General features: G+C 62.3%; 20 protein-coding genes and 1 pseudogene. 9 read left to right on the forward strand and 12 right to left on the reverse strand.

Translation table 11 applies throughout. The annotated features are described in order from the left end of the window. Nucleotides 1-510 precede the first annotated feature (510 nt). From B9N88_RS33195 to B9N88_RS04720, 3 genes and pseudogenes are all read left to right on the forward strand, one after another. Nucleotides 511-930: pseudogene (locus tag B9N88_RS33195) on the forward strand (HAMP domain-containing protein); the annotation flags it as partial. A 102-nt stretch (nucleotides 931-1032) separates the two neighbouring features. After that, nucleotides 1033-1788: a methyl-accepting chemotaxis protein gene (locus B9N88_RS33200; protein WP_371263347.1), complete on the forward strand. Its 756-nt coding sequence runs from the start codon at nucleotides 1033-1035 to the stop codon at nucleotides 1786-1788. Nucleotides 1789-1805: 17 nt separating this feature from the next. Then, entirely contained in the window at nucleotides 1806-2726 is a 921-nt protein-coding gene (locus B9N88_RS04720; protein WP_027603555.1) for a substrate-binding domain-containing protein, read from the forward strand. Nucleotides 2727-2799: 73 nt separating this feature from the next. Here the strand turns inward: B9N88_RS04720 and B9N88_RS04725 are convergent, their stop codons facing one another. After that, complete coding sequence (locus B9N88_RS04725) at nucleotides 2800-4218, reverse strand: MFS transporter (RefSeq protein WP_027603556.1); 1419 nt, start codon at nucleotides 4216-4218, stop codon at nucleotides 2800-2802. An 88-nt stretch (nucleotides 4219-4306) separates the two neighbouring features. Between B9N88_RS04725 and soxR the strand changes: the two genes are divergently transcribed. After that, nucleotides 4307-4759 carry a redox-sensitive transcriptional activator SoxR gene (gene soxR / locus B9N88_RS04730; protein ID WP_027603557.1) on the forward strand — a complete coding sequence of 151 codons (453 nt, stop codon included), beginning with the start codon at nucleotides 4307-4309 and terminating at the stop codon, nucleotides 4757-4759. A gap of 5 nt (nucleotides 4760-4764) precedes the next feature. Here the strand turns inward: soxR and B9N88_RS04735 are convergent, their stop codons facing one another. From B9N88_RS04735 to xylA, 4 genes are all read right to left on the reverse strand, one after another. After that, nucleotides 4765-5901 carry a sugar ABC transporter permease gene (locus B9N88_RS04735; protein ID WP_027603558.1) on the reverse strand — a complete coding sequence of 379 codons (1137 nt, stop codon included), beginning with the start codon at nucleotides 5899-5901 and terminating at the stop codon, nucleotides 4765-4767. Then, nucleotides 5902-7446 carry a D-xylose ABC transporter ATP-binding protein gene (gene xylG / locus B9N88_RS04740; protein WP_027603559.1) on the reverse strand — a complete coding sequence of 515 codons (1545 nt, stop codon included), beginning with the start codon at nucleotides 7444-7446 and terminating at the stop codon, nucleotides 5902-5904. 5 nt (nucleotides 7447-7451) lie between these two features. Next, nucleotides 7452-8453, reverse strand: coding sequence for a D-xylose ABC transporter substrate-binding protein (gene xylF, locus B9N88_RS04745; protein WP_027603560.1), 1002 nt, complete (start codon nucleotides 8451-8453; stop codon nucleotides 7452-7454). A 418-nt stretch (nucleotides 8454-8871) separates the two neighbouring features. Next, nucleotides 8872-10188, reverse strand: a complete 1317-nt coding sequence (xylA, locus tag B9N88_RS04750) for a xylose isomerase (RefSeq protein WP_027603561.1) — start codon at nucleotides 10186-10188, stop codon at nucleotides 8872-8874. Between the two features lie 139 nt (nucleotides 10189-10327). Here xylA and B9N88_RS04755 point away from each other — a divergent pair, with 139 nt between their 5' ends. Continuing rightward, nucleotides 10328-11554 (forward strand): XylR family transcriptional regulator, encoded by a 1227-nt coding sequence (locus tag B9N88_RS04755; protein WP_051429293.1) that lies wholly within the window; start codon nucleotides 10328-10330, stop codon nucleotides 11552-11554. A gap of 189 nt (nucleotides 11555-11743) precedes the next feature. Next, complete coding sequence (locus B9N88_RS04760; protein WP_133822149.1) at nucleotides 11744-12415, forward strand: hypothetical protein; 672 nt, start codon at nucleotides 11744-11746, stop codon at nucleotides 12413-12415. Between the two features lie 86 nt (nucleotides 12416-12501). Here the strand turns inward: B9N88_RS04760 and B9N88_RS04765 are convergent, their stop codons facing one another. From B9N88_RS04765 to B9N88_RS04780, 4 genes are all read right to left on the reverse strand, one after another. Next, on the reverse strand, nucleotides 12502-14910 hold the full coding sequence (locus B9N88_RS04765; protein WP_027603562.1) for a glucose/quinate/shikimate family membrane-bound PQQ-dependent dehydrogenase: 2409 nt from the start codon (nucleotides 14908-14910) through the stop codon (nucleotides 12502-12504). A gap of 209 nt (nucleotides 14911-15119) precedes the next feature. Then, on the reverse strand, nucleotides 15120-15866 hold the full coding sequence (locus B9N88_RS04770) for an IclR family transcriptional regulator (protein WP_027603563.1): 747 nt from the start codon (nucleotides 15864-15866) through the stop codon (nucleotides 15120-15122). 100 nt (nucleotides 15867-15966) lie between these two features. Continuing rightward, on the reverse strand, nucleotides 15967-17292 hold the full coding sequence (locus B9N88_RS04775; protein ID WP_027603564.1) for an MFS transporter: 1326 nt from the start codon (nucleotides 17290-17292) through the stop codon (nucleotides 15967-15969). 82 nt (nucleotides 17293-17374) lie between these two features. Continuing rightward, on the reverse strand, nucleotides 17375-18352 hold the full coding sequence (locus B9N88_RS04780) for a hydroxyacid dehydrogenase (protein ID WP_027603565.1): 978 nt from the start codon (nucleotides 18350-18352) through the stop codon (nucleotides 17375-17377). A gap of 313 nt (nucleotides 18353-18665) precedes the next feature. Here B9N88_RS04780 and B9N88_RS04785 point away from each other — a divergent pair, with 313 nt between their 5' ends. After that, nucleotides 18666-19340 (forward strand): RraA family protein, encoded by a 675-nt coding sequence (locus B9N88_RS04785; protein ID WP_027603566.1) that lies wholly within the window; start codon nucleotides 18666-18668, stop codon nucleotides 19338-19340. Then, entirely contained in the window at nucleotides 19337-20557 is a 1221-nt protein-coding gene (locus tag B9N88_RS04790; RefSeq protein ID WP_027603567.1) for an MFS transporter, read from the forward strand. Before B9N88_RS04785 ends, B9N88_RS04790 begins: the two co-directional genes overlap by 4 nt. A gap of 28 nt (nucleotides 20558-20585) precedes the next feature. Here B9N88_RS04790 and B9N88_RS04795 read toward each other — a convergent pair whose 3' ends face one another. After that, the gene (locus B9N88_RS04795) at nucleotides 20586-21629 is read right to left on the reverse strand and encodes an LLM class flavin-dependent oxidoreductase (protein ID WP_027603568.1); all 1044 of its coding nucleotides are present in this window, start codon (nucleotides 21627-21629) and stop codon (nucleotides 20586-20588) included. A gap of 194 nt (nucleotides 21630-21823) precedes the next feature. After that, nucleotides 21824-22309: a flavin reductase family protein gene (locus B9N88_RS04800; RefSeq protein ID WP_027603569.1), complete on the reverse strand. Its 486-nt coding sequence runs from the start codon at nucleotides 22307-22309 to the stop codon at nucleotides 21824-21826. Nucleotides 22310-22631: 322 nt separating this feature from the next. Here B9N88_RS04800 and B9N88_RS04805 point away from each other — a divergent pair, with 322 nt between their 5' ends. Further along, the gene (locus B9N88_RS04805; RefSeq protein ID WP_027603570.1) at nucleotides 22632-24038 is read left to right on the forward strand and encodes a purine-cytosine permease family protein; all 1407 of its coding nucleotides are present in this window, start codon (nucleotides 22632-22634) and stop codon (nucleotides 24036-24038) included. On the opposite strand, the gene B9N88_RS04810 is transcribed toward B9N88_RS04805, so the two are convergent. After that, entirely contained in the window at nucleotides 24026-24592 is a 567-nt protein-coding gene (locus tag B9N88_RS04810) for a sarcosine oxidase subunit gamma (protein ID WP_043293246.1), read from the reverse strand. The genes B9N88_RS04805 and B9N88_RS04810 overlap by 13 nt on opposite strands. Nucleotides 24593-24594 lie beyond the last annotated feature (2 nt).

Raw genomic sequence — 24594 nt, forward strand, 5'->3', positions numbered from 1 at the left:
CTTCAGATCAGCACCGACCCCAAGCAGATCGAGGACGGCAAGCGACCGTTCACCGAGAGCATCGCCCAGTTCAATCAATTGCTCGACAGCACCGTTGCCTATACGGGCGAGCATGAGGCGCTGCGGGCGAACCTGGCGCAGCAGCGCCAACAGGTCGCGGCCTACGCCGAACAGGCGCAGGCGCTGATGGCGTCCCACGTGCAACACGTGCAGCAATTGGCGCTGACCCGCCAACTGCAAGGCTACAGCAGTGCACAGGCGATACAGCTGACCAGCTATCTGCGCGATTACATTGCCCATGCACGCAGTGTCGGCGAACCGCAACAGGTGGCCGCAGCGGAAAAGCTGCTGTTGGAAGTCAACAAATCCTACGATGGCTTCGCGGCTCATACCGTCACGCCGGCCATTGATAAATTACAGCGTGTGCTCAATCTCCAGGACGAAGTGATCAGCACCCGGGCCCAGGCCCTGGCGGCGATTGACCCCAGGGTCGGGCGGATTGCCGGCGTCATGGTCAATCGCCTGCTGACTGACCTGACCGCCCCTGACGGCCTGTTCCAGGCTTATCAGGTGGAGGCAAAACTGGCCACGCAGGTGCAGCAGCAACGCAGTGCGGTTGACGCGGCGCTGAAAGCCACCCTGGACAGGATTGGCGAGTTCGGCAGCCAGTCCCTGGAGGTCGCCAACCAGGCCAGCCAGTCGGCCAATGCCACCATCGGCACCAGCCGCAGCTTGCTGTTGATCGCGTGTGTGCTGGCGGTGCTGGCGGCGGTGGCGATTGGTACCTGGGTCGCCTTCAGCCTGCGGCGTCCGCTGGCGGCGTTTCGCGAAGTCCTCAAGACGCTCACGGCGGGAGACATGCGGGTCAGTTTCGATGTCAGCCGTAAAGACGAGTTCGGAGAGTTGGGCGGTTACCTGAACGAACTGACCACGGCCCTGCGCAAAACCTTCCGTGAATTGATCGGCTCTGCCGATGCGCTGGCCGTTACCGCGGGCAGCAACGCCCTGAACAGCGAGCAGACCACCCGGGTGGTGGATGAACAGAAGGACCGCTTGCAATCGGCGGCTTCGGCCATGACGCAGATGGAAAGCACGGTCGAAGAGGTGGCCCGGCGTGCGCAGGACACCCGCCAGGCCGTGGACGACACGAGTGAGCTCACGCACAAGGTGCAGGCGCGTGTGGCCGAGACCATCGTCAATATCCGCCAGCAGGCCGACCAGGTGAACAAGGCCACGCAGGTGACCGATGAGTTGCAGAAGTACGGACAGAATATCGAGGGCATTGTTGTCGCCATTCGCACCATTGCCGAACAGACCAACCTGCTCGCCCTGAATGCGGCGATCGAAGCGGCCCGTGCCGGCGAGCAGGGACGCGGTTTTGCGGTGGTGGCCGATGAAGTGCGCTCCCTGGCCAGCCGTACCCAGACCTCGACCAGTGAAATCCAGGACATGATCGGGCTCATGCAGGAAAAGATTCACTCGGTGGTGCACGTGATGAACGAAAGCCAGGCGCAGTCCACCCAATGCGTGTCCCTGGCCTCGGGCGCGGGTGACTTGCTGCTGTCGATGAGCGACTCGGTCGACAGTATCCGCGACATGAATATCCAGATCGCCGCCGCCACCGAGGAGCAGAGCGCCACGGTGCAGGAAACCAGTCGGATGGTCATCCAGATCAACGATTCGGCCCAGCAGACGGCAGACGGCGCCGAGCAGTCCGCCATCAGCAGCCACGAGCTGGCGGACATGGCCAAGGTGCAGCGCGAGCTGCTCCATCATTTCAGCGTTTGAGCCGTGGGAGTCAGAACATGAAAGCATGGTTAATCCTCGCCTTGGGGGCGACGCTGTTCATTCCGGGCCCGGCCCAGGCCGCCACGCCCTTGCTGGGTGTGGGCATGGCAAAGTACGACGATAACTTCCAGACCCTGCTGCGCAACGGGGTGCAGCAACAGGCCAGCGTCATGAACGCCGACATCTTTATGGAGAACGGGCAGGACAGCGTCGATCTGCAGATGCGCCAATTCCGCAACCTGGTCAATTCCAAGGTGGATGCGATCATCGTCGCGATGGTCGACGGCAAAAGTGCGGCGCAGATGATGCAGCTGGCCTCGGATGCAAAGATCCCGCTGGTGTTCGTCAACCGCAACCCGAACCCGCAAACGTGGCCGGCGCAGACCGCGTTTGTCGGCTCCAACGAGCTGGAGTCGGGTACGTTGCAGATGGAAGAGCTGGCGCGCCGCGCCGGTTACAAGGGCAACGTGGTGATTCTGGTGGGCGACCCCGCCAACGCGTCCTCCTTGATGCGCACCGAGGACGTGGAGAAAGTCGTCGCCAAATACCCCGGTATGAAAGTCGTACAGAAAAAAGTCGGCAACTGGGAGCGTAGCCAGGCCGCCACGATTGTCATTGACTGGGTCAAGCAGGGCGTCGATTTCTCGATCATTGCGGCCAATAACGATGAAATGGCGATCGGCGCGATCATGGGCCTGGAAAAGGCCGGCAAGCAGGCCAAGGACTATTGGGTCGGCGGCATCGACGGCACACCGGACGGCTTGAAATTGATGGCTGAGGGCAAGATGGCGGTCAGCGTGTTCCAGGATGCCGCCGGCCAGGCCGGCGGCGCAGTGGACACCGCACTGCGCCTGGTACGCGGCGAGGTGCTGGAGTCGGCGGTGGTCTGGGTGCCGTTCAAGTTGATCACGCCTGAGAATCGCCAGGCGTTTGAATAGCACTGGGCACCTCGATCCAACCTTGGAGTGCAGTCAAATGTGCTCAGGCAGGGGGTTTGGTGAGCTTGGCATGCTACTGACCGATCATGCGAACCACCCGCCTGGCAATCAGAACACCCACCACGGGCGCCAGTGCAAACACCCCAAACAACCACACCGCCGCGCTCGCGGTGCCTTCGACACCGCCGGGCTCAGTGAGGCCGGCGACGTTCGCGACCATCCCCGCCAGTGCCGCGCCAAATGCGGTGGCGAACAGTTGCACGGTAGTAATCGAGGCGCTGGCGAGGTCCTGCTCACCGGCCGGCGCCACCTGGAACACCCGCGTCAGCAAGTGCGGCCAAGCCAGCCCCACGCCCAACCCAATCAGGATAAGCGCCAGGCAGATCGGTGTGAGCGTCTGCCCGCTGCCGTTGCTTTCGACGGGCATCAAGATGGCCAGCGCCACCATGCCCACCACGCCCAGGATCGGCCCGGCCAGGATCGCCCGTCGAATGTTGCTGCCCGTCACACCCGCGCTGGCGATTGACCCCAGCGTCCAGCCGGCCGCCATCAGTGCCGCCAGATAACCGGCCACCAGCGGCGACTGGTGGTGCAGGACTTGAAGAAACAACGGCACGAAGATTTCGCCACTGGTCACCGCCACCGCCAGCAATGACATCGTCGCGTACAGCGCGCCGAGTGCCGTGGTGATCCGAAACGCTCCGGCGGGCAACAGTCGATGGCGGGCGCGGCTTTCCGTGACGATCAGCAGCGCGGTGAACACCGCAGCCACGGCCAGCCCCAGCAGGTTCAGGGGCAGGGTGGACGAGACACTGCCGGCCGACACCGCCAGTACCGCCGCCGTCAGCAGCACCAGTTGGGCGAGTGGCAACGCGGTCGGCGCAGCGCTCTCGGTGCTGCGCCTGGGCAGGACCGCCGCCGCCAGCACCGCGAATAACCCGGCCACCGGAATCAACGACCAGAACGCCGCGCGCCATATGCCCAGCTCGGCAAACACTCCGCCCACCGCCGGGCCGACCAGCGTCGCCACGCCCCACATCCCCGACACCAACGCCATCGCGCGCGGCCACAGGCTTTCATCGAACACCAAGCGGATCATCGCGTAGGACAGCGCGAACAAGAACCCACCGCCCAGCCCCTGCACCAACCGCCCAACGAGCATTACCGGCATGGACGGCGCAAACGCACAGGCCAAGGCCCCGCCGGCAAACACCAGGCTGGCGGCCAGGTACGCCGCACGCGGCCCGAGGCTGCCGAGCAGGCGCGCCGACAACGCCGAGCCGAGGATCGAGGCGGCGACAAATAACGTGGTGTTCCATGCGTAGTAGTCGATGCCGCCGATGTCCTGGACCACCGACGGCAGAATCGTGGTGGCGATGTACACGTTGATCGCATGCAGCACCACGCCGCCGGCCAGTGCGAGCGAACGTACGCCGTTGGTACCGGACAACAGCGCGGCCCAGTTGGAGGGGGAGGGTTGAGGTGTGTCCATGCAGGCTCCGATTCAAAGGGCTGAAGGCTTGCCAAGGCAAGCCGACACCCTTTATAAAACCTCATGTTTAGATGAGGTCAAGAGCTGGATGGAAGCGAAAATCGATGTGCGCATCCCCCTCGGCGTGGGCGAACTGGCCCGGCGCAGCGGCGTGACCGTGGCCACGGTGCATTTCTACGAGGCCAAGGGGCTGATCCACGGCCAACGCAGCGCCGGCAATCAGCGTCGCTATCAGCGTGACGTACTGCGCCGGATCGCGGTGATCAAGGTCGCGCAGCGCGCGGGCATTCCCTTGGCGGCCATCAAGGACGCGTTGGACGAACTGCCTTCAGGACGGCCGTTGACGGCCAAGGACTGGACCCAACTCTCCACACACTGGCGCGACCTGTTGAGTGAGCGTATCAACAGCCTCACTCAACTGCGCGACCAGCTCGATGGCTGTATCGGCTGTGGATGCCTGTCCCTGGATGATTGCCCGTTGCGCAATCCGGGGGATCAGTTGGGACGGCTGGGGGATGGGGCCGTATTGCTCGGAAAGTGAGACAGTCAGCGCCGACCCGTGCGCGTACTCACATCCACCCACACCGCCAATACCAGGATGCTGCCCTTCACAATCATCTGCCAGTAACTGTCCACGTCCAGCATCGACATGCCGTTATCCAGGCTGGTAATCACCAATGCCCCGAGCAAAGCGCCATACACCGTGCCCGAGCCGCCGCGCATCGACGTCCCCCCAATAAAGCACGCAGCGATGGCATCCAACTCACCCATATTGCCCGCCGACGGTGAACCCGCCGCCAGGCGTGCGGTATTGACCAGGCCGGCGAGGGCGCACATCACGCCCATGATCCCGAAGATCCACAGTTTCACCGCCTGCACGTTGATGCCCGACAGGCGCGTGGCTTCCATGTTGCTGCCCACCGCGTAGACGCGGCGGCCGAACACGGTCTGGCTGGTGACGTAGCTGAACACGCCGAGCAGCACCAGCAACAGCAGCACCGGTACGGGGATGCCGTCGTAGCTGTTGAGGGTAGTAACGAACCCGGCGAGCACCGCGCCGATCACCCCCACGCGCAGCACATCGCGCATCAGGGCGTGCGGCGCCAAGCCATGCAGCGCGCGGTTGCGCCGTTGTCTCCAGGTCAAAAACAGGGTCAGGGCAAACAGCAAGACCCCAAGGCCAACCCCCACCGAATGCGGCAAATACCCCTGGCCTACATACACCAGCGACGGCGACACCGGCGCGATGGTGGTGCCGCCGGTGATCCCCAGCAGAATCCCGCGAAACGCGAGCATGCCGCCGAGGCCAACGATAAACGACGGAATGCGCAGGTAAGCGGTCATGTAGCCGTTGGCCAAGCCGATCATCAGGCCGCACAACGCCACCAGGCTGAGGTTGGCCAGCAGCGGAATGTGATAGACCACATCCAGGATCGCTGCGAGCCCGCCCAACAGTCCCAGCAACGAACCCACCGACAAATCGATCTCGCCGCTGATGATCACCAGCACCATGCCGCACGCCAATATCCCGGTGATCGACATCTGCCGCAGCAGGTTGGACAGGTTGCGCGGGGTGAGGAAGCCGCCCTCGGTCTGCCAGCTGAAAAACAGCCAGATAAACGCCACGGCGATCACCAGGGCGAGCATTTTGTAGCGAGTGAACAGCTGTTTGACCTGATTCATCTACGCGTTTTTCCGATTGTTATTGTTTTGGCTGAGCGCGGCGGCGAGCACCTGTTCCTGGGTGAGCCCCTCGTTGATGAAGTCGCCACGCAACTGGCCGTCGCCGATCACCAGCACGCGGTTGGACACGCCGAGCACTTCGGCCAATTCCGAGGAAACCATGATGATCGACACGCCTTCGGCCGCCAGCGCGCCCATCAGTTTGTAGATCTCATACTTGGCGCCCACATCCACCCCGCGCGTGGGCTCGTCGAGGATCAGCACCTTGGGCTTGGCCATCAGCATTTTCGCCAGCACGGCCTTTTGCTGGTTGCCACCGGACAGGCTGGTGATCGGCAGGAACGGGCTGGCGGTCTTGAGGTGCATGCGCGCGATCTGCTGGTCGATGTTGCCCAGTTCGGCCTCGGCGTCGATGCGGGTCAGGTGGGCATAGGTGTCGAGCACCGCCAGGGTGATGTTCTGGCCCACGCCCAGGTCAGGGATGATGCCCTGGCGCTTGCGGTCCTCGGGCACCATGCACAGTCCGGCGCGGATCGATTTGAGCGGCGTGCGCGTGTCGATCACCTGGCCGTCGAGCCACACCTCGGCGCTGTAGCGGCCGGGGTAGGCGCCGAACAACGCCGACACCAGCTCCGTGCGCCCGGCGCCCACCAGCCCGGCTATGCCGAGGATTTCGCCGCGCTTGAGCACGAAGGAAATATCGTCGACGCGCTTGCGCCTGGGGTTGTCGACGTCATAGCAGGTGACATTGCGCGCTTCGAAAATCACCTCGCCGATGGCATGGGGCTCGGTGGGGTAGAGGTTACTCATTTCGCGGCCGACCATCTGCGTGATGATCTGCGGGATGTCCATGTCGGCCATGGCCGTGGTCGCGATGTGCTTGCCATCGCGGATCACCGTGATGGTGTCGCACACGGCCGCCACTTCATCGAGCTTATGGGAGATGTACACGCAGGCCACGCCCTTGGCCTTGAGGCCGCGGATGATGTCCAGCAGCACTTCGATTTCCGAGCGGGTCAGGGCCGAGGAAGGCTCGTCAAGGATCAGCAGGCGCGCCTGTTTGTTCAGGGCCTTGGCGATTTCCACCAGTTGCTGGTAGCCGCCGCCGTACTGCGACACCGGCAGCGCCACGTTCATGTCCGGCACCTTGAGCTCGCGCATCAACGCTTCGGCGCGGTGCAGCATCGCCGGGTAGTTCATACGCCCGCCGGGCAACGTCAGCTCGTGGCCCATGAAGATGTTCTCGGCTACCGACAGGTCAGGCACCAGGGTCAGTTCCTGGTGAATGATGACGATGCCGGCGGCCTCGGTTTCGCTGATGGACTGGGCCCTGAGCGGTTGCCCGTCCCAGAGGATTTCCCCCTCCCAGGTGCCATGGGGGTAGACCGCCGACAGCACCTTCATCAGGGTGGATTTACCGGCGCCGTTCTCGCCGCACAGGCCGACGCATTCCCCCGGCCGCACCTTGATGTCGATGCCGTTCAGCGCGTGGACACCGCCAAAGGTTTTGACGATGCCGTTCATTTGCAGCAGGTAGTCGGCCATGGCGATCACTGCCCGCCGATCTGCTCTTTGGTATAGAACCCGTCCTTCTCCAACAGGTCGATATTGGCCTTGGTCAGCGGGGTCGGGGTGAGCAGGATGGTGTCGACTTTCTTGCTGCCATTGTCGTACTGCGAGCTGTAGGTGGGCTTCTCGTTACGCGCCAGTTGCACCGAGAGCTTGGCGGCTTCGGTGGCGATCAGCTTGAGTGGCTTGTACACGGTCATGGTCTGGGTACCGTCGATCACGCGCTTGACGGCGGCCAGGTCGGCGTCCTGGCCGGAGATCGGCACCTTGCCTGCCAGTTTCTGCGCGGCCAGGGCCTGGATCGCACCGCCGGCGGTGGCGTCGTTGGAGGCGACGATGGCGTCGATCTTGTTGCTGTTGCGGGTCAGGGCGTTCTCGACGATGCTCAGGGCTTCGGTGGGGTTCCATTCCTTGACCCACTGTTGGCCGACAATCTTGATGTCGCCCTTGTCGATGGCCGGTTGCAGCACCTTCATCTGGCCTTCGCGCAGCACCTTGGCGTTGTTGTCGGTGGGTGCGCCGCCGAGCAGGAAGTAATTGCCCTTGGGCGCCGCCTGCAGCACGCCGCTGGCCTGCATCTCGCCGACTTTTTCGTTATCGAAGGAGATGTAGGCATCGATGTCCGCGTTGAGAATCAGGCGGTCATAGGACACCACCTTGATCCCGGCTTTCTTGGCTTCGGCGACCGCGTTGGTCAGCACCGTGGCGTTGAACGGCACGATCACGATCACATCGACACCCCGGGAGATCAGGTTTTCGATCTGCGAAATCTGCTTCTGCTCGTTGGCATCGGCGGACTGCACAAAGACCTTGGCATCGAGTTTTTCCGCAGCGGCGACGAAGTAGTCACGATCCCGGGACCAGCGTTCCAGGCGCAGGTCGTCGATGGAAAAACCGATTTTCGGGTGGGCGGAGTCGGCCATCACCGGCAGTGCGAACAGGGCCAGGGCGGTGGCGAGCAGGGTACGTTTGAATGACTTCATGGTGGTGCGTCCTTTTATTGTTGTTGGAAAGACACTGGGTGAAGACTCTAGGCGAACACTGTAGGTGTGGCTAACCGGCGTGTTGTGGCAAGCCGGGCTTTTGTGGTGAACAGGACTTTTGTGGTGAATGGGCTTGTCGTGGTGAATGGGTTTAGTGTGGTGAGCGGGCTTATTGTGGTGAATGGGTTTGGTGTGGTGAGCAGGCTTGTTGTGGTGAGCGGGCTTGCCCCGCGCTGGGCTGCGAAGCAGCCCCAAACCCAGGCACCTCGGTGTGTCAGCTAAAAACACATCGCCTGCAATGGGGCCGCTTCGCGCCCCAGCGCGGGGCAAGCCCGCTCACCACAACAAGCCCCCTCACCACAATAAGCCCCTCACCACACCAACCCCGCTCATCACAACAAACCCGCTCGCCACACGGTCACCGATAAATAAACCGGTTGACCACCCCCTCCAGCATCTCCTGCCGACCACTCACGGCCTGCGGGTTCAGTTGGTGGGTAAACGCGTGTTCGGCCAGTGACTCCAGGCTGAACTCACCGGCCAGCACGGCCTGGCCCAGCGGCTGCTGCCAGCCGGCATAGCGCTGGTCCTTGAACTGCTGCAGCCGGTCGTTCTGCACCATCGCCGCCGCACGTTCCAGCGCCAGGGCGAGTACATCCATGGCGGCGACATGGCCGTGGAACAGGTCGACCTCGTCCAGGCTCTGGCGGCGTACCTTGGAGTCGAAATTGTAGCCGCCATTCTTGAAGCCACCGGCCTTGAGGATTTCATAGGTGGCGAGGGTCATCTCCTCGACGCTGTTGGGGAATTGGTCGGTGTCCCAGCCGTTCTGCGGGTCGCCCCGGTTGGCGTCGATGCTGCCGAAGATGCCCAACGACACGGCTGTGGCAATCTCGTGATGGAAGCTGTGCCCGGCCAGGGTGGCGTGGTTGGCCTCGATATTCACCTTGATCTCATGCTCCAGGCCGTACTCATGCAAAAAGCCGAACACCGTGGCGCTGTCGTAATCGTACTGGTGCTTGGTCGGCTCCTGGGGCTTGGGCTCGATCAGCAGGTCGCCCTTGAAGCCGATCTTGTGCTTGTGCTCCACCACCATGCGCATAAAGCGCCCGAGCTGTTCGCGCTCGCGCTTGAGATCGGTGTTGAGCAGGGTTTCATAACCTTCACGGCCGCCCCACAGCACATAGTTGGCGCCCTTGAGTCGCAGCGTGGCGTTCATCGCGCTGAACACCTGGGCAGCGGCGTAGGCAAACACCTCCGGGTCCGGGTTACTGGCGGCACCGGCGGCAAAACGCGGGTTGCTGAAGCAGTTGGCGGTGCCCCACAGCAACTTGATGCCGGTCTGTTCCTGATGGCGCTCCAGATGGTCGACCATCTGCGCAAAGTGGTTGCGGTACTCCTTGAGCGAACTGCCTTCCGGCGCCACATCGGTGTCGTGAAAACTGTAGTAGTCGATGCCCAGCTTGGAGAAAAACTTGAAGGCCGCCTCTGCCTTGCCGATGGCCACGTCCATCGGCTCGCCGCTGCGCTGCCACGGGCGCTTGAAGGTGCCCATGCCGAACATATCGGCGCCGGGCCACACGAAGGTGTGCCAGTAACACGCGGCCATGCGCAGGTGCTCGCGCATCGGTTTGCCGAGGATCAGCTTGTTGGCGTCGTAATGGCGAAAGGCGAGGGGGGCATCGCTGCTGGGACCTTCGAAGCGAACCTTGTCGACACCGGGGAAGTACGGCATGGCGTTTTCCTTATTGTTCTTGGCGGTGTCTGGATACTAGCAACGGCACCGGGCCCGCTGATTATGAAAATCACCAAGGGGTGGTGCGATTTTGACCGGCGAGGGCTAGTCTGTTGCCACAGGCCCGAGGACAAAAACAATGAAAACCCTACCGCCCGTGCACCGTATCGCCTTGCTTTTCAACGGCAGCAAAATCTATGACCGCGGCATCATCGCCGGTATTGGCAATTACTTGAGCAGCACCCGCGCGTCTTGGGACTTGTTCCTGGAAGAGGACTTTCTATGCCGGCTCAAAGGCATTGAGCGCTGGCAGGGCGACGGCATCATTGCCGACTTCGACGACCCGCTGATCGGCGAAGCGTTGGCCGACAGCACGTTGCCGGTGGTGGCGGTGGGTGGCTCCTATGAAGACGCGCGCGCCTATCCCAAGGGCATTCCCTATGTGGCGACCGATAACCACGCATTGATGAAGTTGGCTTACGAACACTTGATCGAAGCCGGCCTGACCCGATTTGCCTGTTTCAGCCTGCCCGAGGCCCAGGCCAATCGCTGGGCCCAGGAGCGTGAAAAAGCCTTTCGCCGCCTGCTGCAACGGGATGGTTTGCACGTCGAGGTGTATCGCGGCCTGGGCACCAGCGCGCCGTTGTGGGACAGCGCGGTGGAACAGCAGATTGCCTGGCTGCACAGCCTGCCCAAGCCCATCGGCATCATCGCCGTCACCGATGCCCGCGCCCGGCAACTGCTGCAAGCCTGCCTGACTGCCGGCATCGCCGTGCCGGAGCAAGTGGCGTTGATCGGCATCGACAACGACCCCCTGACCCGCACCCTCACGCGGGTGCCGCTGAGTTCGGTGATCCAGGGCACGGAAACCATGGGGCGCACGGCCGCCGCCTTGCTGCACCAGATGCTGCACGGCAAACCGTGCCTGGGCACGCAGGTCCTGGTGCCGCCGGAGGCGATCAACGTTCAGGCCTCCAGCCTGCATCAACCCTTGGGTAATCCGTACGTGATGCAGGCGCTGCTGTTTATCCGCCAGTACGCCTGCCAGGGCATCAAGACCGCGCAGGTGGCGGCCTATGTCGGCGTGTCGCGTTCATCCCTGGAAGCGCACTTTCGCAAGGTACGCGGCTGCAGCGTGCATGACGAGATCCTGCGCTTCAAACTCGCCGCCGCCGCCAAGGGCCTGGAAAGCCACGAACTGGCGATTGCCGATATTGCCGCCAAGTGCGGGTTCAAATCGGCGCAGTACCTGCATACGGTGTTTCGGCGAGAGTTTGGCTGCACGCCCCGCGAGTATCAGCAGGGCGCAGGGGGGACGATGCCTGCGTCGCACTCATCCACAACGTTCAACCACAGTGTCATTTAGCTCGCTAGGCTGCTGTCCGTGTGCAAGTGCAACCTGTTCGCTTGCTCTGCGTAGCGGAACTTGGCACGCTCAAACGGTGAGTGAGTACGCCAGGATGATCAATAAGGAAGCATTACATTGAGTTGGGGAAACGTTGGAAAATTTCTGTTGGCCCTAGTGACGGGTCTGGGATCAATTACCGGGATATACGTGGCTTTCAAGGATGACACTAAGCTCGAGGCTGATCTGTCCTACCGGTATGAAAGTGCACCCCGTCAATTCTCTGAGCGTTTAGGCAGTACTGCTGAAAAGCTCAAGTACGCCGATTTGTATGACAGCATCAAGCGCATTGGCGACGGTGCGCTCAGCCATGAACAGATCGATAAAATGGTCAACCTGAGCCAGGCGCCTTACCTCGCGCTACTCGATGCGCCGTTCGAAAAAGGGCCGGACAATTACCCCATAAGCCTGTTGATTACGCTGAGGAACAGCGGCAGCAAGGTCATCAAGGATGTACACATCAAGCTGCCTGCAAAGGGACTGGTCCAGATCAGGGATGATTCGCGCTCTGATACGGTGATGCCTGATCCGGTCAGCAGTGTTGTCATTCCTTCGATTGTGCAAAACGGTGTGTACACGCTCTGGATTCATTTTCAGGGTGATTTAAAAACGCTAAAAGAGCAGGACGTGTACATCGGTTACAGTGACGGCGTTGCGCAAGTTCGGGTGTATGAGGATTTCATAGGGTTTGAAGCGAGCATGGCCCGATATGGCATTTTGGTGTTGGGTGCTCTGGTGATGCTTGCGTACTGTTTCCTGGTAGCTGTTTATCTTTTGATAACGACCGATAGAAACAATGATGCGAATACGGTCCAGAGGTGACCGCCTGCACTTGAACGCGAGCATTGCTTGCTCGAAGAGCGATCCAGTCCAGACAGCGCGGTACCGGGGCACCGCGCCAGGAGGGGTTATGGCAGGGCGTAGGCGATCACGTAGTCGCCACGGTCGGTGGACTGGCGCGCACCGCCGGCGGTGATCACGATGTACTGCTTGCCGGTTTTCGGCGACACGTAGGTCATTGGGCCACCCTGGCTGCCGACGGGCAGGCGGGCCTTCCAGATTTCATCGCCGTTGCCGCTGTTGAAAGCGCGCAGGTAGAAGTCCTGGGTGCCGGCGATAAAGATCAGGCCGCCCTGGGTCGACAGCGTGCCGCCGAGGGTCGGCAGGCCGATCTTGATCGGCAGGTGCATGCGGATGCCCAGGGGGCCGGTGTCTTCAACCGTGCCGACCGGTACTTGCCATGCGACTTTCTGGGTCTTCATGTCGATGGCGGTGAGGGTGCCGAACGGCGGCGCCTGGCACGGAATGCCGGCCACCGACAGGAAGCGGTTTTTGTTCACCGCATACGGCGTGCCCTTGAGCGGGACCGCGCCCATGCCGGTGTTCAGCGCTTCGCCACCGGACGAAGACTGGGCCTTGTTCTGCGACGGCAGCATCTGGATCCACAGGCCCAGGCGCATGTCGTTGACAAAGATAAAGCCATGCACCGGGTCGGTGGAAATGCTGCCCCAGTTCATGCCACCCAGGGAACCCGGGAAGCTCAGGGATTTATCCGTACCCGGCGCAGTGTACAGGCCGTCGTAGCGCATGCCCTTGAAGTCGATGCGGCACAGCAACTGGTCGTACGGGGTGGCGCCCCACATGTCCGACTCGCTCAGGGTCTGCGCGCCGATCTGCGGCATGCCCACAGACTTGGGCTGGGTCGGCGAATAAGGCTCGTTTGGAATGTTGGCGGCCTTGACCGGTACTTCCTTGACCTCGGTCAGCGGCGTGCCGGTGGCGCGGTCGAGTACATAGATCTGCCCGGCCTTGGTGCCAATCACCACCGCCGGTACCGCCTTGTCGCTGCCCGGTGGGGTGAAGTCGATCAGGCTCGGCTGCATCGGCAGGTCGAAGTCCCACAGGTCATTGTGGACGGTCTGGTACACCCACTTTTCAGCCCCGGTCGAGGCATCCAGCGCCAGCACGGACGCGCCGTATTTATGGTTGAGCGGGGTGCGTTCCACGCCGTAGATGTCGGTGGACGAGCTGCCCATCGGCAGGAAGACCGTGTTCATCAACGGGTCGTAGGACATCGGCGCCCAGCTGTTTGGGGTGCTGCGCACGTAGGTCTTGTCGCCGGTCGGGGCCTGTTTGTCTTCCGGGTTGCCCGGGTCGAAGGCCCAGCGCATTTGCCCGCTGATCACATCGAAGCCACGGATCACGCCGCCGGGCATGTCGGTCTGGACGTTATCCGCGACGCGGCCGCCCACCACCACGGTAGTCCCGGCGATCAACGGCGCGGACGACAGCTGGTAGTAGCTGTCCGGCACATTGCCCAGGCCGGCTTTCAGGTCCACCTGGCCGTGGGTGCCGAAGTCTTCGCAGAATTTGCCGGTGTCGGCATCCACGGCGATCAGGCGCGCATCGATGGTGTTGGTCAGCAAGCGGCGCTGGCACTGCGCACCGGCGGGAACGCTGGCGGCGATGATCGGCGAGCTGTTGGGCTGGGTCGGCTGGGCAATCGGCGCGGTGGCGTCGAAATACGCCATGCCCCGGCAACGCTGCCACACCGCCGACTTGGCGTTGACTTCGTTCTTCCACAGCTCTTTGCCGGTGTCGGCGTCGAGGGCGATCAGGTTGTTGTGGGGCGTGCAGATGAACACCTTGTTGCCGATCTGCAGGGGCGTGAGCTGGTCTTCGGCGCCGTTGCCGTCGCTGAGGGCCACGTCACCGGTGTGATAGGTCCAGGCCACCTTGAGCTTGTCGACAGTGTCGCGGTTGATCTGGTCCAGCGCGGCGAAGCGGCTGCCCCCTTCGGTGTTGCCGTAGTGGGCCCAGTCTTTCTGAGCATCGGCGGGGGCTACCGGGGTGATACCAGGGCCAGCACCGGTCGGGGCGACGCTGGGGTGGGCGACAAACATATTGCCCGCCGCCACCGCCACGCCCACTGCCAACACGGCGGCAACGCCATAGGCACCGCGCGCGGGCCGGCCGGCCAGCAGCGGATACACCAGCGCCACCACCAGGCCGATGACCGCGAACATGAACAGCCGCGAGAACAGCGGCCAGAACACCAGGCCCACATCCGCCACCGCCCAGATGGCCGTGCCGATCAGGAAAGCCGCGAACAGCCATGCACCTGCGGTTTTTTGCCGGGCAATCAGCAGGCCGGAAACCGCCATGGCCACGCCGCCGACCAGGAAGTACCAGGAACCACCGAGGCTCACCAGTTTGGCGCCGCCAACGGCCAGCGCGAGGCCGAGCAGGGCGATGATTACGCCCAGGCCCAAGAGTAGGAATCTAGAGACGCCAGTGGCGCGCGATGCTCGTTTCATGTCGAAAGGACTCGAGTGAGAGAGGGCAAAGACGCGATTTTAGCAAGATAATTAACTGGTTAGTACATTAGAGTCCTGCAATAGACTATTACAGGTGCTGCGATGATGGGCTGGGGCTAAATGTCGCGCGTGTCACTGAAGTGTAGGCACGCCTTGGGCAATATGTGGCAGCGCGTAAGCGGGTTGCCACATACGGGGTGGGTTTGGTTTTACGCCTCGGCTGGTTTTTTGCCGCGAGGTTTTTTCTGCGCAGTTTCCCCATCCTCCAGTGCGTCGCCCCCCAGGCTGCGCGTCAACTCGACGGCGGCCTGCTGGAACAGGGGGTGCAATGTCTGCGCCTGCTCGGCGGTCAGGCGACTGGCCGGGCCGGACAGCACCAGGGCACCGATCAGGTTTTCCCCTGGGCCGAAGATCGGCAATGCCATCGACGCGGCGTGGGGGTCGGTGGCGCCATGGGAAAACAACGGCTTGATCATCTTCGCCGCCAGCGAATACGGCGTGCGTAACGCTTCGGCACCGGCTGCACCGTCCATGGGGCGGGTGTCGCCCGGTTGCAGGTGCAAGCGCAGGTGATGCGGGGAGTTGACCCGGTAGAGGCACATTCGGTAGGCGCCGTGGCGCACATAGAATGAAGCTGTTTCGCCGGTTTCCTGGGTCAGGCGATGCAGCAGCGGGGTGATATGGCGCTCAAGGTCGAGGCCGTCCTGGTACACCGTGTTCAAGCGCATGATCTCGGTCGCCAGCTGGTAGCGACCGTCCGCCAGGCGAGTGATCAGGCCGTGGTCTTCCAGTGACACCATCAGGCGCATGATGGTGCTCTTGATCAGCCCGGTGCGCGCGGCCAGCTCGGCCAGTTCCAGGGCCGTGTCCCCCATCTTGAAGGCGGTGAGCACGGTCAGCACCCGATCAGCCGAAGCAACTCCGGTGACGGCGGGGCGTGGGCGTGTTTTTACCATGGGGGGCTCCTTGAAGGGGGGGGGCGGGTACGCTGCAAAATACTGGCATTGCCCGCAGGGAGCAATGCCAAGCGATTGAGCGTACAGCGATTTCAGCGCGTTACCGGGCGATCAGTTCGCCTGTGCCGCTCAAATCCCGCATCTGCCTGCGCCCCATCAGCAGCACCATCACGGCACCGGCGGCACACAGCGCCGCCAGCGGCAACAGGGCCAGGGCGTAACTGCCGGTGGCGTGGTGAATGGTGCCGTACACATTCACCATGATGCCGCCACCAATCAGATTGGCCATCGCGCCCACGGCGGCCAGACCGGCGGCGGCAGTGGAGGACGAGAGCCAGGTCGAAACCAGTGCCCAGAACGGCCCCTTCATTGAGTACGCCCCGATCAACACCATGGACAGCATGAACACCGTCGCCACCAGCGAGGAGGTGACCAGTGCGAGCAGCAAACCGGCGGTGATCAGCAGCAAGGTCATCGCGGTGTGCCAGCGGCGTTCACCGCTCTTGTCGGAGCTGCGTCCCCACAGAATCATCAGCACCGAAGCCAGTCCGTAGGGAATGGCATTGACCAGGCCGATTTCCAGGTTGTTCAGGTCAAACGTCTTGAGCAATTGCGGCGCCCACACGCTCATGGTGCTGCCGGCCGCCGACGCCCCGGAGTAGATCAGTGCCAGTACCCAAATGTGCTTGTGGCGCAGCAGTTTCCACAGCGAGATATGCCCGATGGCGGTCTTGCGGCTGCGCTCTTCGTCCAGGCGGCCGGTGAGCCAGCTGCGTTGTTCGTTGCTCAGCCACTTGGCCTGTTCGGGGCGGTCGGTGAGTACGAACAGGCAGGCGATGCCCAGCAGTACGGCGGGGATGCCCTCGATGATGAACAGCCAGTGCCAGCCGCGCATGCCGAACCAGCCGTCCAGGCTCAGCAACAGGCCGGACAGCGGCGAACCAATGAAGTTGGCGCCGGGAATGGCGACCATGAAGATAGCGACCATGCGTCCACGGTATGCCGCTGGCAGCCAGTAGGTGAGGTACAGCAGCACGCCCGGGAAGAAGCCGGCTTCGGCCGCACCCAGCAAAAAGCGCATCACGTACAGCGAATTGGCTCCGGTCACAAACGCGGTGCCGGCGGAAATCAGTCCCCAGGTGATCATGATCCGCGCAATCCACACCCGTGCGCCGAAACGTTGCAGCGCCAGGTTGCTTGGCACTTCCACCAGGAAATACGACACGAAGAACAGGCTGCTGGCAAAGCCGAAGATCGCCGGTGTAAGGCCCAGGTCCTGGTTCATCTGCAGGGATGCCATGCCGATATTGCCGCGATCAATGATCGCCAGCAGGTAGCAAAGTATCAGGAACGGCAGGAGTCGCCACGCCACCTTGCGCATGGTTGAGCGCTCGATCGCGCTGATGTCGGTAGAACTGATAGGCATGACTCTCTCCCATTTTGTTTTTTTTGGAGAAGCGTAATGAGCTCGACCTTCCTTGGGTGAAGGCCGGGCGATGGGCGTTCAATCAGTGTGCGAACAGGTGGCGGTTGACCACCGAACGCGGCTCCGGTGCGCAGCCGTCCCAGAAGTCGATGATCTGTTGCACGGCCAGCAGGCCCACGCGATCGCGCGCCTCGGCAGTGTTGGCGCCTACGTGGGGGGTGGCGACCAGGGTCGGCAGGCCCCACAGCGCTGAGTCGGTGGGTGGCGGTTCGGGGTTGAAGGTGTCGAGGCCGGCGCCGGCGATCTGGCCGGTGCTCAGCGCCTGCACCAGCGCTTCGGTATCGATCAGTTCGCCGCGTGCGGTGTTGATCAACAGGCTGCCTGGGCGCATGCGCTTGAACTGCGCCGCGCCGAAAAGGTTGCGGTTCTGCTCGGTCAGCGGGCAATGCAGGCTGATGATATCGCAGCTCGCCAGCAAGGCATCGAAGTCCTCGGCGCGCTCGACATTCGGCAGGTCGGGCAGGTTGCTCAAGTAGGGATCAAATACCTTGATGGTCATGCGCAGCGGCGTTACCAGTTCCATCAGGATTCGCCCGATAGCGCCCAGGCCCACCAGGCCCAGGGTCTTGCCGGACAGCTCGATGCCCACGGCGGTCGCTTTGTCCCAATGGCCGTCACGCATGCGCGCATCGAGCAGGGCAGTCTGGCGCGCGACGCTGAACATCAGCGCCAGCGCATGCTCAGCCACCGATTGCGCATTGGCGCCCAGGGCGATGGTGACGGGGATGCCGCGTTCAGCGGCGGCGGCGATGTCGATGGTGTCGTAGCCCACGCCGTGCTTGGCGATGATCTTCAGCGCGGGCGATGCATTGATCATGTCCCGGGTCAGTTTGCCCTGGCGCACGATGATTGCGTCCGGCTGTTCGCGGGCAATGATCGCGGTGAGTTCGTCGGCCGGGGCATACGGGGTGGTAGGGATTACGCGCACGCCATGGGCGGCGGCGTGGGCCATGGCTTCGGCAGTTAATTGCGGGCCGGTCAGCAGGAGAGTTCGGGTCATTTGGCGCACCTTGGTTTTCTTATCTGTGTGCAGTTGGCGGTTCGTGATGTCGCTCAACAGTGCTCGAAACCTAACATAATGAAATGGCGTTGCAATAAATAATTTTTGTTGATTTGCGCGAAACGGTTGAGTGCATGCGTGCAACCCCGTGTTATTCAACGAATTAAGGGTTTTATTCAGCCTTAAACCGTTTTTCATGTGCCGAAGCCGCTGTGGGTGAGTCTTGTCAGTTTTAAATTGCAGTGTTAATTTCGAAATGCCATTTCATTTTATGAATTTTCACGTTTAATAAAAACCACAAGAGGAATGCCCCATGTCCATCGGATTCAGAGTGCTCAAGCAGCAACGTAAAGTCGCTGCCGAGTGGGTCGAGCGTTACCGGACAATGCCCGTCGCCAATATCAGCGATTCGATGAACCGCATGACCGCCGGTGGCGCCGCCCTGCAACCGATGCACCACCAGGGCGTGCTGGTGGGGCCGGCGCTGACCGTCAAAGCGCGGCCTGGGGACAACCTGATGCTGCATTACGTCCTGGATATCGCCCAGCCTGGCGACGTGATTGTGGTCGACGCCGGCGGCGACTTGAGCAACGCACTGATCGGCGAAATGATGGTGGCGTACGCGATCAAGAAAGGCGTGGCCGGCATTGTGATCAATGGCGCCATTCGCGATGCTGCGAGTATCGGTGCCGGTGACTTCCCGGTGTTTGCCGCCGGCATCACCCATCGCGGCCCGTACAAGGACGGCCCGGGCGAGGTGAACGTACCGATTGCCTTGGCGGGCATGGTGATCGAACCGGGAGATCTGGTGATGGGTGACGAAGATGGCTTGATCTGCGTGCCCTTCGATCAGGTCGGCGAGGTGTATGATCGCGCCTACGCCAAGCATGCCGCTGAACAGAAGCAGCTTGAACAGATCGCGCTGGGCGAGAACGATCGCACCTGGGTCCTGAAATCGCTCACACAAAAGGGCTGCGAGTTTATTTGAATCCTGCTTCCCACTCCCGTTGGCCGGCGCCTGTGCGCGCGCTGCGCCATCGAAATTTCCAGATCTACTTTGTCGGCCAGGGCCTTTCCACCCTGGGCAAGTGGGTGCAACAGGTCGCGCTGTCCTGGCTCGCCTATCACTTGACGGGCTCGGCCGTGCTGCTGGGGGCGATTGCGTTTCTGACGCTGTTGCCTCAGCTGCTGGTGGGACCGCTGGCGGGCGCCTGGTCCGACCGCCATGACAAACGCCGCCTGTTGATGGCGGTGCAGGCCGCCCTGGCCCTGCAATCGTTGGCCCTGGCCGTGCTGACCTGGCAGCAGTGGATGGGCCGTGAAGTGATCATCGCCATGGCGCTTCTGCTGGGTTTGCTCAACGCCCTGGAAACGCCGCTGCGCCAAGCCTTGATCGCGAGCTTTGTCGATGAGCCCAAAGACCTGCCCAACGCCCTTGTGCTCAACGCGATGCTGATCAATGCCGCACGCTTTATCGGCCCGCCGTTGGCCGGCTTGCTGATCAACTGGAGCGGCGAGGCCGGTTGCTTTGTGCTCACTTCCATCGCGTTCGGTATGTTGCTGATCGGCCTGGGCAGGGTGCAAAGCCGAGCGCAGGCCAGGGCCCAAGGGTCTACCGGGGAGATTTTCCGCGAAGGTCTGCGCTACCTGTGGACCACCCTGGCGATTCGGCGGCTGCTGGTCAGTGTGGTGATGGTCAACCTGTTGGCGTCCTGCTACACCGTACTGCTGCCGATCCTGGCCAAGCATGCGTTCAGCGGCGATGCGCAAACCCTCGGCTGGCTGTGGGGCGCAGCCGGTGCCGGTGCGTTTGTGGCCACGATCTTCCTGGCGTTTGCCGGCAGTGCTTCGAACCTGGGCCGCATTATCGTGCTCGGCACGCTGGTGTGTGCGGTGTCGCTGTGCGCGGTGGCGGCCAACCCGCCGCTGTGGTTCACCCTGGTGGCGCTTGCCGGGCTGGGCTTCGGCATCACGGTGAGCAATGTCAGCAGCAATATGACCCTGCAAAGCGCGGCGCCGGAAGCGTTGCGCGGCCGGGTGATTGCGTTCTATATCGCCATGCGTTTCGGCTTTGAAGCCATCGGCGGATTGTTGGCCGGCCTGCTGGCGGCAGCGCTGAGCGTGCAATGGACATTGCTGCTGGCGGGGCTGTTGCTGGGGGTTTATCAGGGTGTCAGTGGGTACATCAGCCGCAGGCGTGGTTGACAGCAACCACGCCTGCGCCGCGTGTCTCTCAACGAAACGCCGGCACCACCTGCTCGATAAACAACGCCAACGACTTCTTCTTCTCGGCATGGGGCAGGCTGTTGTCGCACCAGAAGCTGAACTCATCCACCCCCAGTTCCTGGTAGTAGCGGATGCGCGGGATGATTTCTTCGGCGGTGCCGATCATCGCGGTCTTGTGCAGGCTTTCCAGTTCGAACTCCGGGCGGGCGGCGAATTTTTCTTCCGGGCTCGGTGCCAGGAAGCCATTCACCGGCACCTCTTTATTACCGAACCAGGCATCGAAGGTGCGATAGAACTTCGAGATCGCCTTGGCCCCGACTTTCCAGCCGTCCGGATCATCGGCGGCATGCACGTGGGTGTGGCGCAGCACCATCAGTTGCGGGCGCGGTACGCCGGGGTTGTTGTCGAGGGCTGCCTGGAATTTGTTTTTCAGGTCGAGGACTTCCTCGTCGCCCTTCATCAGCGGCGTGACCATCACGTTGCAGCCGTTGGCCACCGCAAAGTTGTGCGAGTCCGGGTCGCGGGCGGCGATCCACATCGGCGGGTTGGGCTGCTGGATCGGCTTGGGCACGCTGGTGGAGGTGGGGAATTTCCAGATGTCGCCGTCGTGGGCGTAGTCGCCTTTCCACAACGCACGCACCACCGGCACCATCTCGCGCAGCGCCTGGCCGCCGCTGGAAGCGGGCATGCCGCCGGCCATGCGGTCGAACTCCACCTGGTAAGCGCCACGGGCCAGGCCGACTTCCATGCGCCCGTTGCTGATCACGTCGAGCAAGGCGCATTCGCCCGCCACCCGCAACGGATGCCAGAACGGCGCGATGATGGTGCCGGCGCCCAGGCGAATGGTGGTGGTCTTGGCCGCGAGGTAAGCCAGCAGCGGCATCGGGCTTGGCGAGATGGTGTATTCCATGGCGTGGTGTTCGCCAATCCATACGGTGCTGAAACCGCCAGCCTCCGCCATCAAGGTCAGTTCAGTCAGGTCTTCGAACAACTGACGGTGGCTGACACTTTCGTCCCAACGTTCCATGTGTACGAACAGGGAAAACTTCATGACGCTTACCTCGGATCTATTGTGATCGGCCTGTCGACTGCGGGCCCTTAAGTGCTCTCGCCAATGTGAAGCCTGCCAGTGATGACGGCGGTTCGGCGGATTGATTGTTGGTATACCATAATACGTAATGTCCGCAAAATTTTTCTCTCAACCGGTTACCGGGCTGACACCCGCAATCAAACTGTGGGAGGGGCTCAGGCCGGCAGCGGCAGGGCGCCCATCTTGCCGTGGCAATACACCAGTGGCCCGGCGTTGTGCCGGGGCACAATCAGGTTCTTCACCGCGCCGACCATGATCGCGTGATCGCCGCCTTCGTATTCGCGCCACAACTCGCACTCGATCACCGCCGTGGCATTCGCCAGGATCGGGTTGCCCAACTCACTGAGGGTCCATTCAATGCCCTGAGCCTTGTCCTTGCCCTTGCGCGCAAAGGCATAGGCTTCTGTTTGCTGCCCCCCGGAAAGCACATGAATGGCAAAGCGTTTGTTCTTGATCAACACCGGGTACGAGTCGGAGCTGTAGTTGGGGCAGAACAGCACCAGGGCCGGGTCCATGGACAACGAGCTGAAGGCACTGGCGGTCAACCCGACGATTTGCCCGTCGTCATCGAGCGTGGTGATCACGGTGACCCCGGACGGAAACGAACCCATCACTTGTTTGTAGATAGCGGCATCGATCATGGGGCGGTCCTCTGCGGATAAAGCGGTTTTTATGGGGTTGTAGGTCTGATGGTATACCGTAATACAATCGATGCAACCGCTTTTTCAGTCGCCCGATGAACGTCAAGGCTGGGTCTAATAGCCAATAAATACGGGCGCCATGGCAGGAAATAACGGGGTGCCCTGTGGCACACTTGCGGATCAGATGGGCGCTGAAACTACGGATCAGCCTTGTGAAAATGTTGGAATACCATAATATGGTGTTCATCTGAGGGGCGGCCAGAGAGCTCCCCCGGTGTGGCGTCAAACAACTATAAGATCAGACAAACGCGAGTTCATTTCCATGCCCCAGATGTCCCGGCAAGACCCCCTGATCGAGCATCACACGGTCGATTACGTCCCCCTCGCAGAGCGCCATGGAAAGGCCCGCGACCTGTTCACCTTATGGTTCAGCACCAACATCGCACCGCTGCCGATTGTCACCGGTGCCATGGTGGCCCAGGTGTTCCATCTCAATCTGGCGTGGGGGCTGCTGGCGATTGCCCTCGGGCATCTGCTCGGCGGCATCGTGATTGCCCTCGCATCAGCCCAGGGCCCGCGCATGGGCATCCCGCAGATGGTGCAGAGCCGTGGCCAGTTCGGCCGTTACGGCGCGCTGCTGATCGTGTTCTTTGCCGCGCTGATCTACATCGGCTTTTTCATCTCCAATATCGTCCTGGCCGGCAAGTCCATCGTCGGCATCGTGCCGTCGGTGCCGGTGCCGGCGAGCATCCTGATCGGCGCCCTCAGCGCCACCGCGATCGGCGTGATCGGCTACCGCTTTATCCATAGCCTCAACCGCATCGGCACCTGGGTGATGGGCAGCGCGTTGCTGGCCGGTTTTATCTACATCTTCGCCCATGACCTGCCGGCAGATTTCCTGACCCGTGGCGGCTTCAACGCCGCTGGCTGGTTGGCCACCGTGTCGCTGGGGGTGATCTGGCAGATCAGCTTTTCGCCCTACACCAGCGACTACTCGCGCTACCTGCCGGCGGATATCGGCATCACCCGGCCGTTCATTGCGACCTACCTGGGCGCCACCCTCGGCACCATCCTGTCCTTCGCCTTTGGCCTGGTAGCCGCACTGGCCACGCCCGAAGGCACCGAAGCCATGGTCGCGGTCAAGCAAGCCACCGGCTGGCTGGGGCCGATCCTGATGGTGCTGTTCCTGCTCAATATCATCAGCCACAACGCCCTGAATCTGTACGGCGCGGTGCTGTCGATCATCACCTCGGTGCAGACCTTCGCCAGCCACTGGACCCCGAGCATCAAGGTGCGCGTGCTGCTGTCGGGCGTGGTCCTGGCCGGTTGCTGCGTGGTGGCGTTGGGCGCGTCGGCGGACTTCATCTCGCAATTCATCGGCCTGATCCTCGCGCTGTTGCTGGTGCTGGTGCCGTGGGCGTCGATCAACCTGATCGACTTCTACATCATCAAGCGCGGGGTCTATGACATTGCCTCGATTTTCCAGGCGGATGGCGGGGTGTATGGGCGTTTCAACCTGCATGCAATCGTGGCGTACTGCATCGGCATCATCGTGCAACTGCCGTTTGCCAATACGTCGCTGTATGTGGGGCCGTGGGCCAACCTGGTGGAAGGCGCGGACCTGTCGTGGCTGATGGGACTGGTGGTGACGTGCCCGTTGTATTACTGCCTGGCGACACGTCAACACACCCGGAAGATCAGGGCGGTGCGGTTGGGCTACACCGACTGAGCCACTCCGCCGAACTCCTCCAACGCATCCCGCAACGTGCCCTCGAAGTATTCCTTCGAGGCGCGATCCCAGAGGATATGAAACGCCGGCAGCTCCACACTCCCTGTGTGGATGACAATCGCATTGACCCGCGCCACTGACGTCTGCGCCACCATCCCGGGCTTGAACGCCGGGTCGCTCAAGTCAACCCCGCACAGCTTGGCCATCACCTGCGCAATCACGCCCCCGCTGAGTCGCACACAGGCATGGCTGTCCTGGCGCGGCAGCAGGTAATTGGCGCGGTGGTCCAGTTCCCAACGCGCTTCTTCATCGGCAATCCGTTGCCCCTGATCCTGCGGACTGCCCAGCACCAGGTATTCGTTCTGCGACAGGCGCGCCACCCAGCTGCCGTCCGCTTGTGCGCTGGCTTGGTTGGGCGCGCCCGGCAACGTGAAGCCGCGCGCGGTAAGGTACTCGGCGCTTTGTGCGCCGCGAAAGCCGACCCGGGGCAGGTCGGTCTGGTCCTGCAGTTGGCAGGGCGGCGTGAACAATTCGTGGGCTTTCAGACTGGTCATGG

The organism is Pseudomonas sp. LAMO17WK12:I1, assembly GCF_900177315.1.
Classification (GTDB): domain Bacteria; phylum Pseudomonadota; class Gammaproteobacteria; order Pseudomonadales; family Pseudomonadaceae; genus Aquipseudomonas; species Aquipseudomonas marginalis.

Coding starts and splice junctions, on each gene's coding strand:
- B9N88_RS04720 (WP_027603555.1), top strand. CDS start 1,806: ATGAAAGCATGGTTAATCCTCGCCTTGGGGGCGACGCTGTTCATTCCG.
- B9N88_RS04725 (WP_027603556.1), bottom strand. CDS start 4,218: ATGGACACACCTCAACCCTCCCCCTCCAACTGGGCCGCGCTGTTGTCC.
- soxR (WP_027603557.1), top strand. CDS start 4,307: ATGGAAGCGAAAATCGATGTGCGCATCCCCCTCGGCGTGGGCGAACTG.
- B9N88_RS04735 (WP_027603558.1), bottom strand. CDS start 5,901: ATGAATCAGGTCAAACAGCTGTTCACTCGCTACAAAATGCTCGCCCTG.
- xylG (WP_027603559.1), bottom strand. CDS start 7,446: ATGGCCGACTACCTGCTGCAAATGAACGGCATCGTCAAAACCTTTGGC.
- xylF (WP_027603560.1), bottom strand. CDS start 8,453: ATGAAGTCATTCAAACGTACCCTGCTCGCCACCGCCCTGGCCCTGTTC.
- xylA (WP_027603561.1), bottom strand. CDS start 10,188: ATGCCGTACTTCCCCGGTGTCGACAAGGTTCGCTTCGAAGGTCCCAGC.
- B9N88_RS04755 (WP_051429293.1), top strand. CDS start 10,328: ATGAAAACCCTACCGCCCGTGCACCGTATCGCCTTGCTTTTCAACGGC.
- B9N88_RS04765 (WP_027603562.1), bottom strand. CDS start 14,910: ATGAAACGAGCATCGCGCGCCACTGGCGTCTCTAGATTCCTACTCTTG.
- B9N88_RS04770 (WP_027603563.1), bottom strand. CDS start 15,866: ATGGTAAAAACACGCCCACGCCCCGCCGTCACCGGAGTTGCTTCGGCT.
- B9N88_RS04775 (WP_027603564.1), bottom strand. CDS start 17,292: ATGCCTATCAGTTCTACCGACATCAGCGCGATCGAGCGCTCAACCATG.
- B9N88_RS04780 (WP_027603565.1), bottom strand. CDS start 18,352: ATGACCCGAACTCTCCTGCTGACCGGCCCGCAATTAACTGCCGAAGCC.
- B9N88_RS04785 (WP_027603566.1), top strand. CDS start 18,666: ATGTCCATCGGATTCAGAGTGCTCAAGCAGCAACGTAAAGTCGCTGCC.
- B9N88_RS04795 (WP_027603568.1), bottom strand. CDS start 21,629: ATGAAGTTTTCCCTGTTCGTACACATGGAACGTTGGGACGAAAGTGTC.
- B9N88_RS04800 (WP_027603569.1), bottom strand. CDS start 22,309: ATGATCGATGCCGCTATCTACAAACAAGTGATGGGTTCGTTTCCGTCC.
- B9N88_RS04805 (WP_027603570.1), top strand. CDS start 22,632: ATGCCCCAGATGTCCCGGCAAGACCCCCTGATCGAGCATCACACGGTC.
- B9N88_RS04810 (WP_043293246.1), bottom strand. CDS start 24,592: ATGACCAGTCTGAAAGCCCACGAATTGTTCACGCCGCCCTGCCAACTG.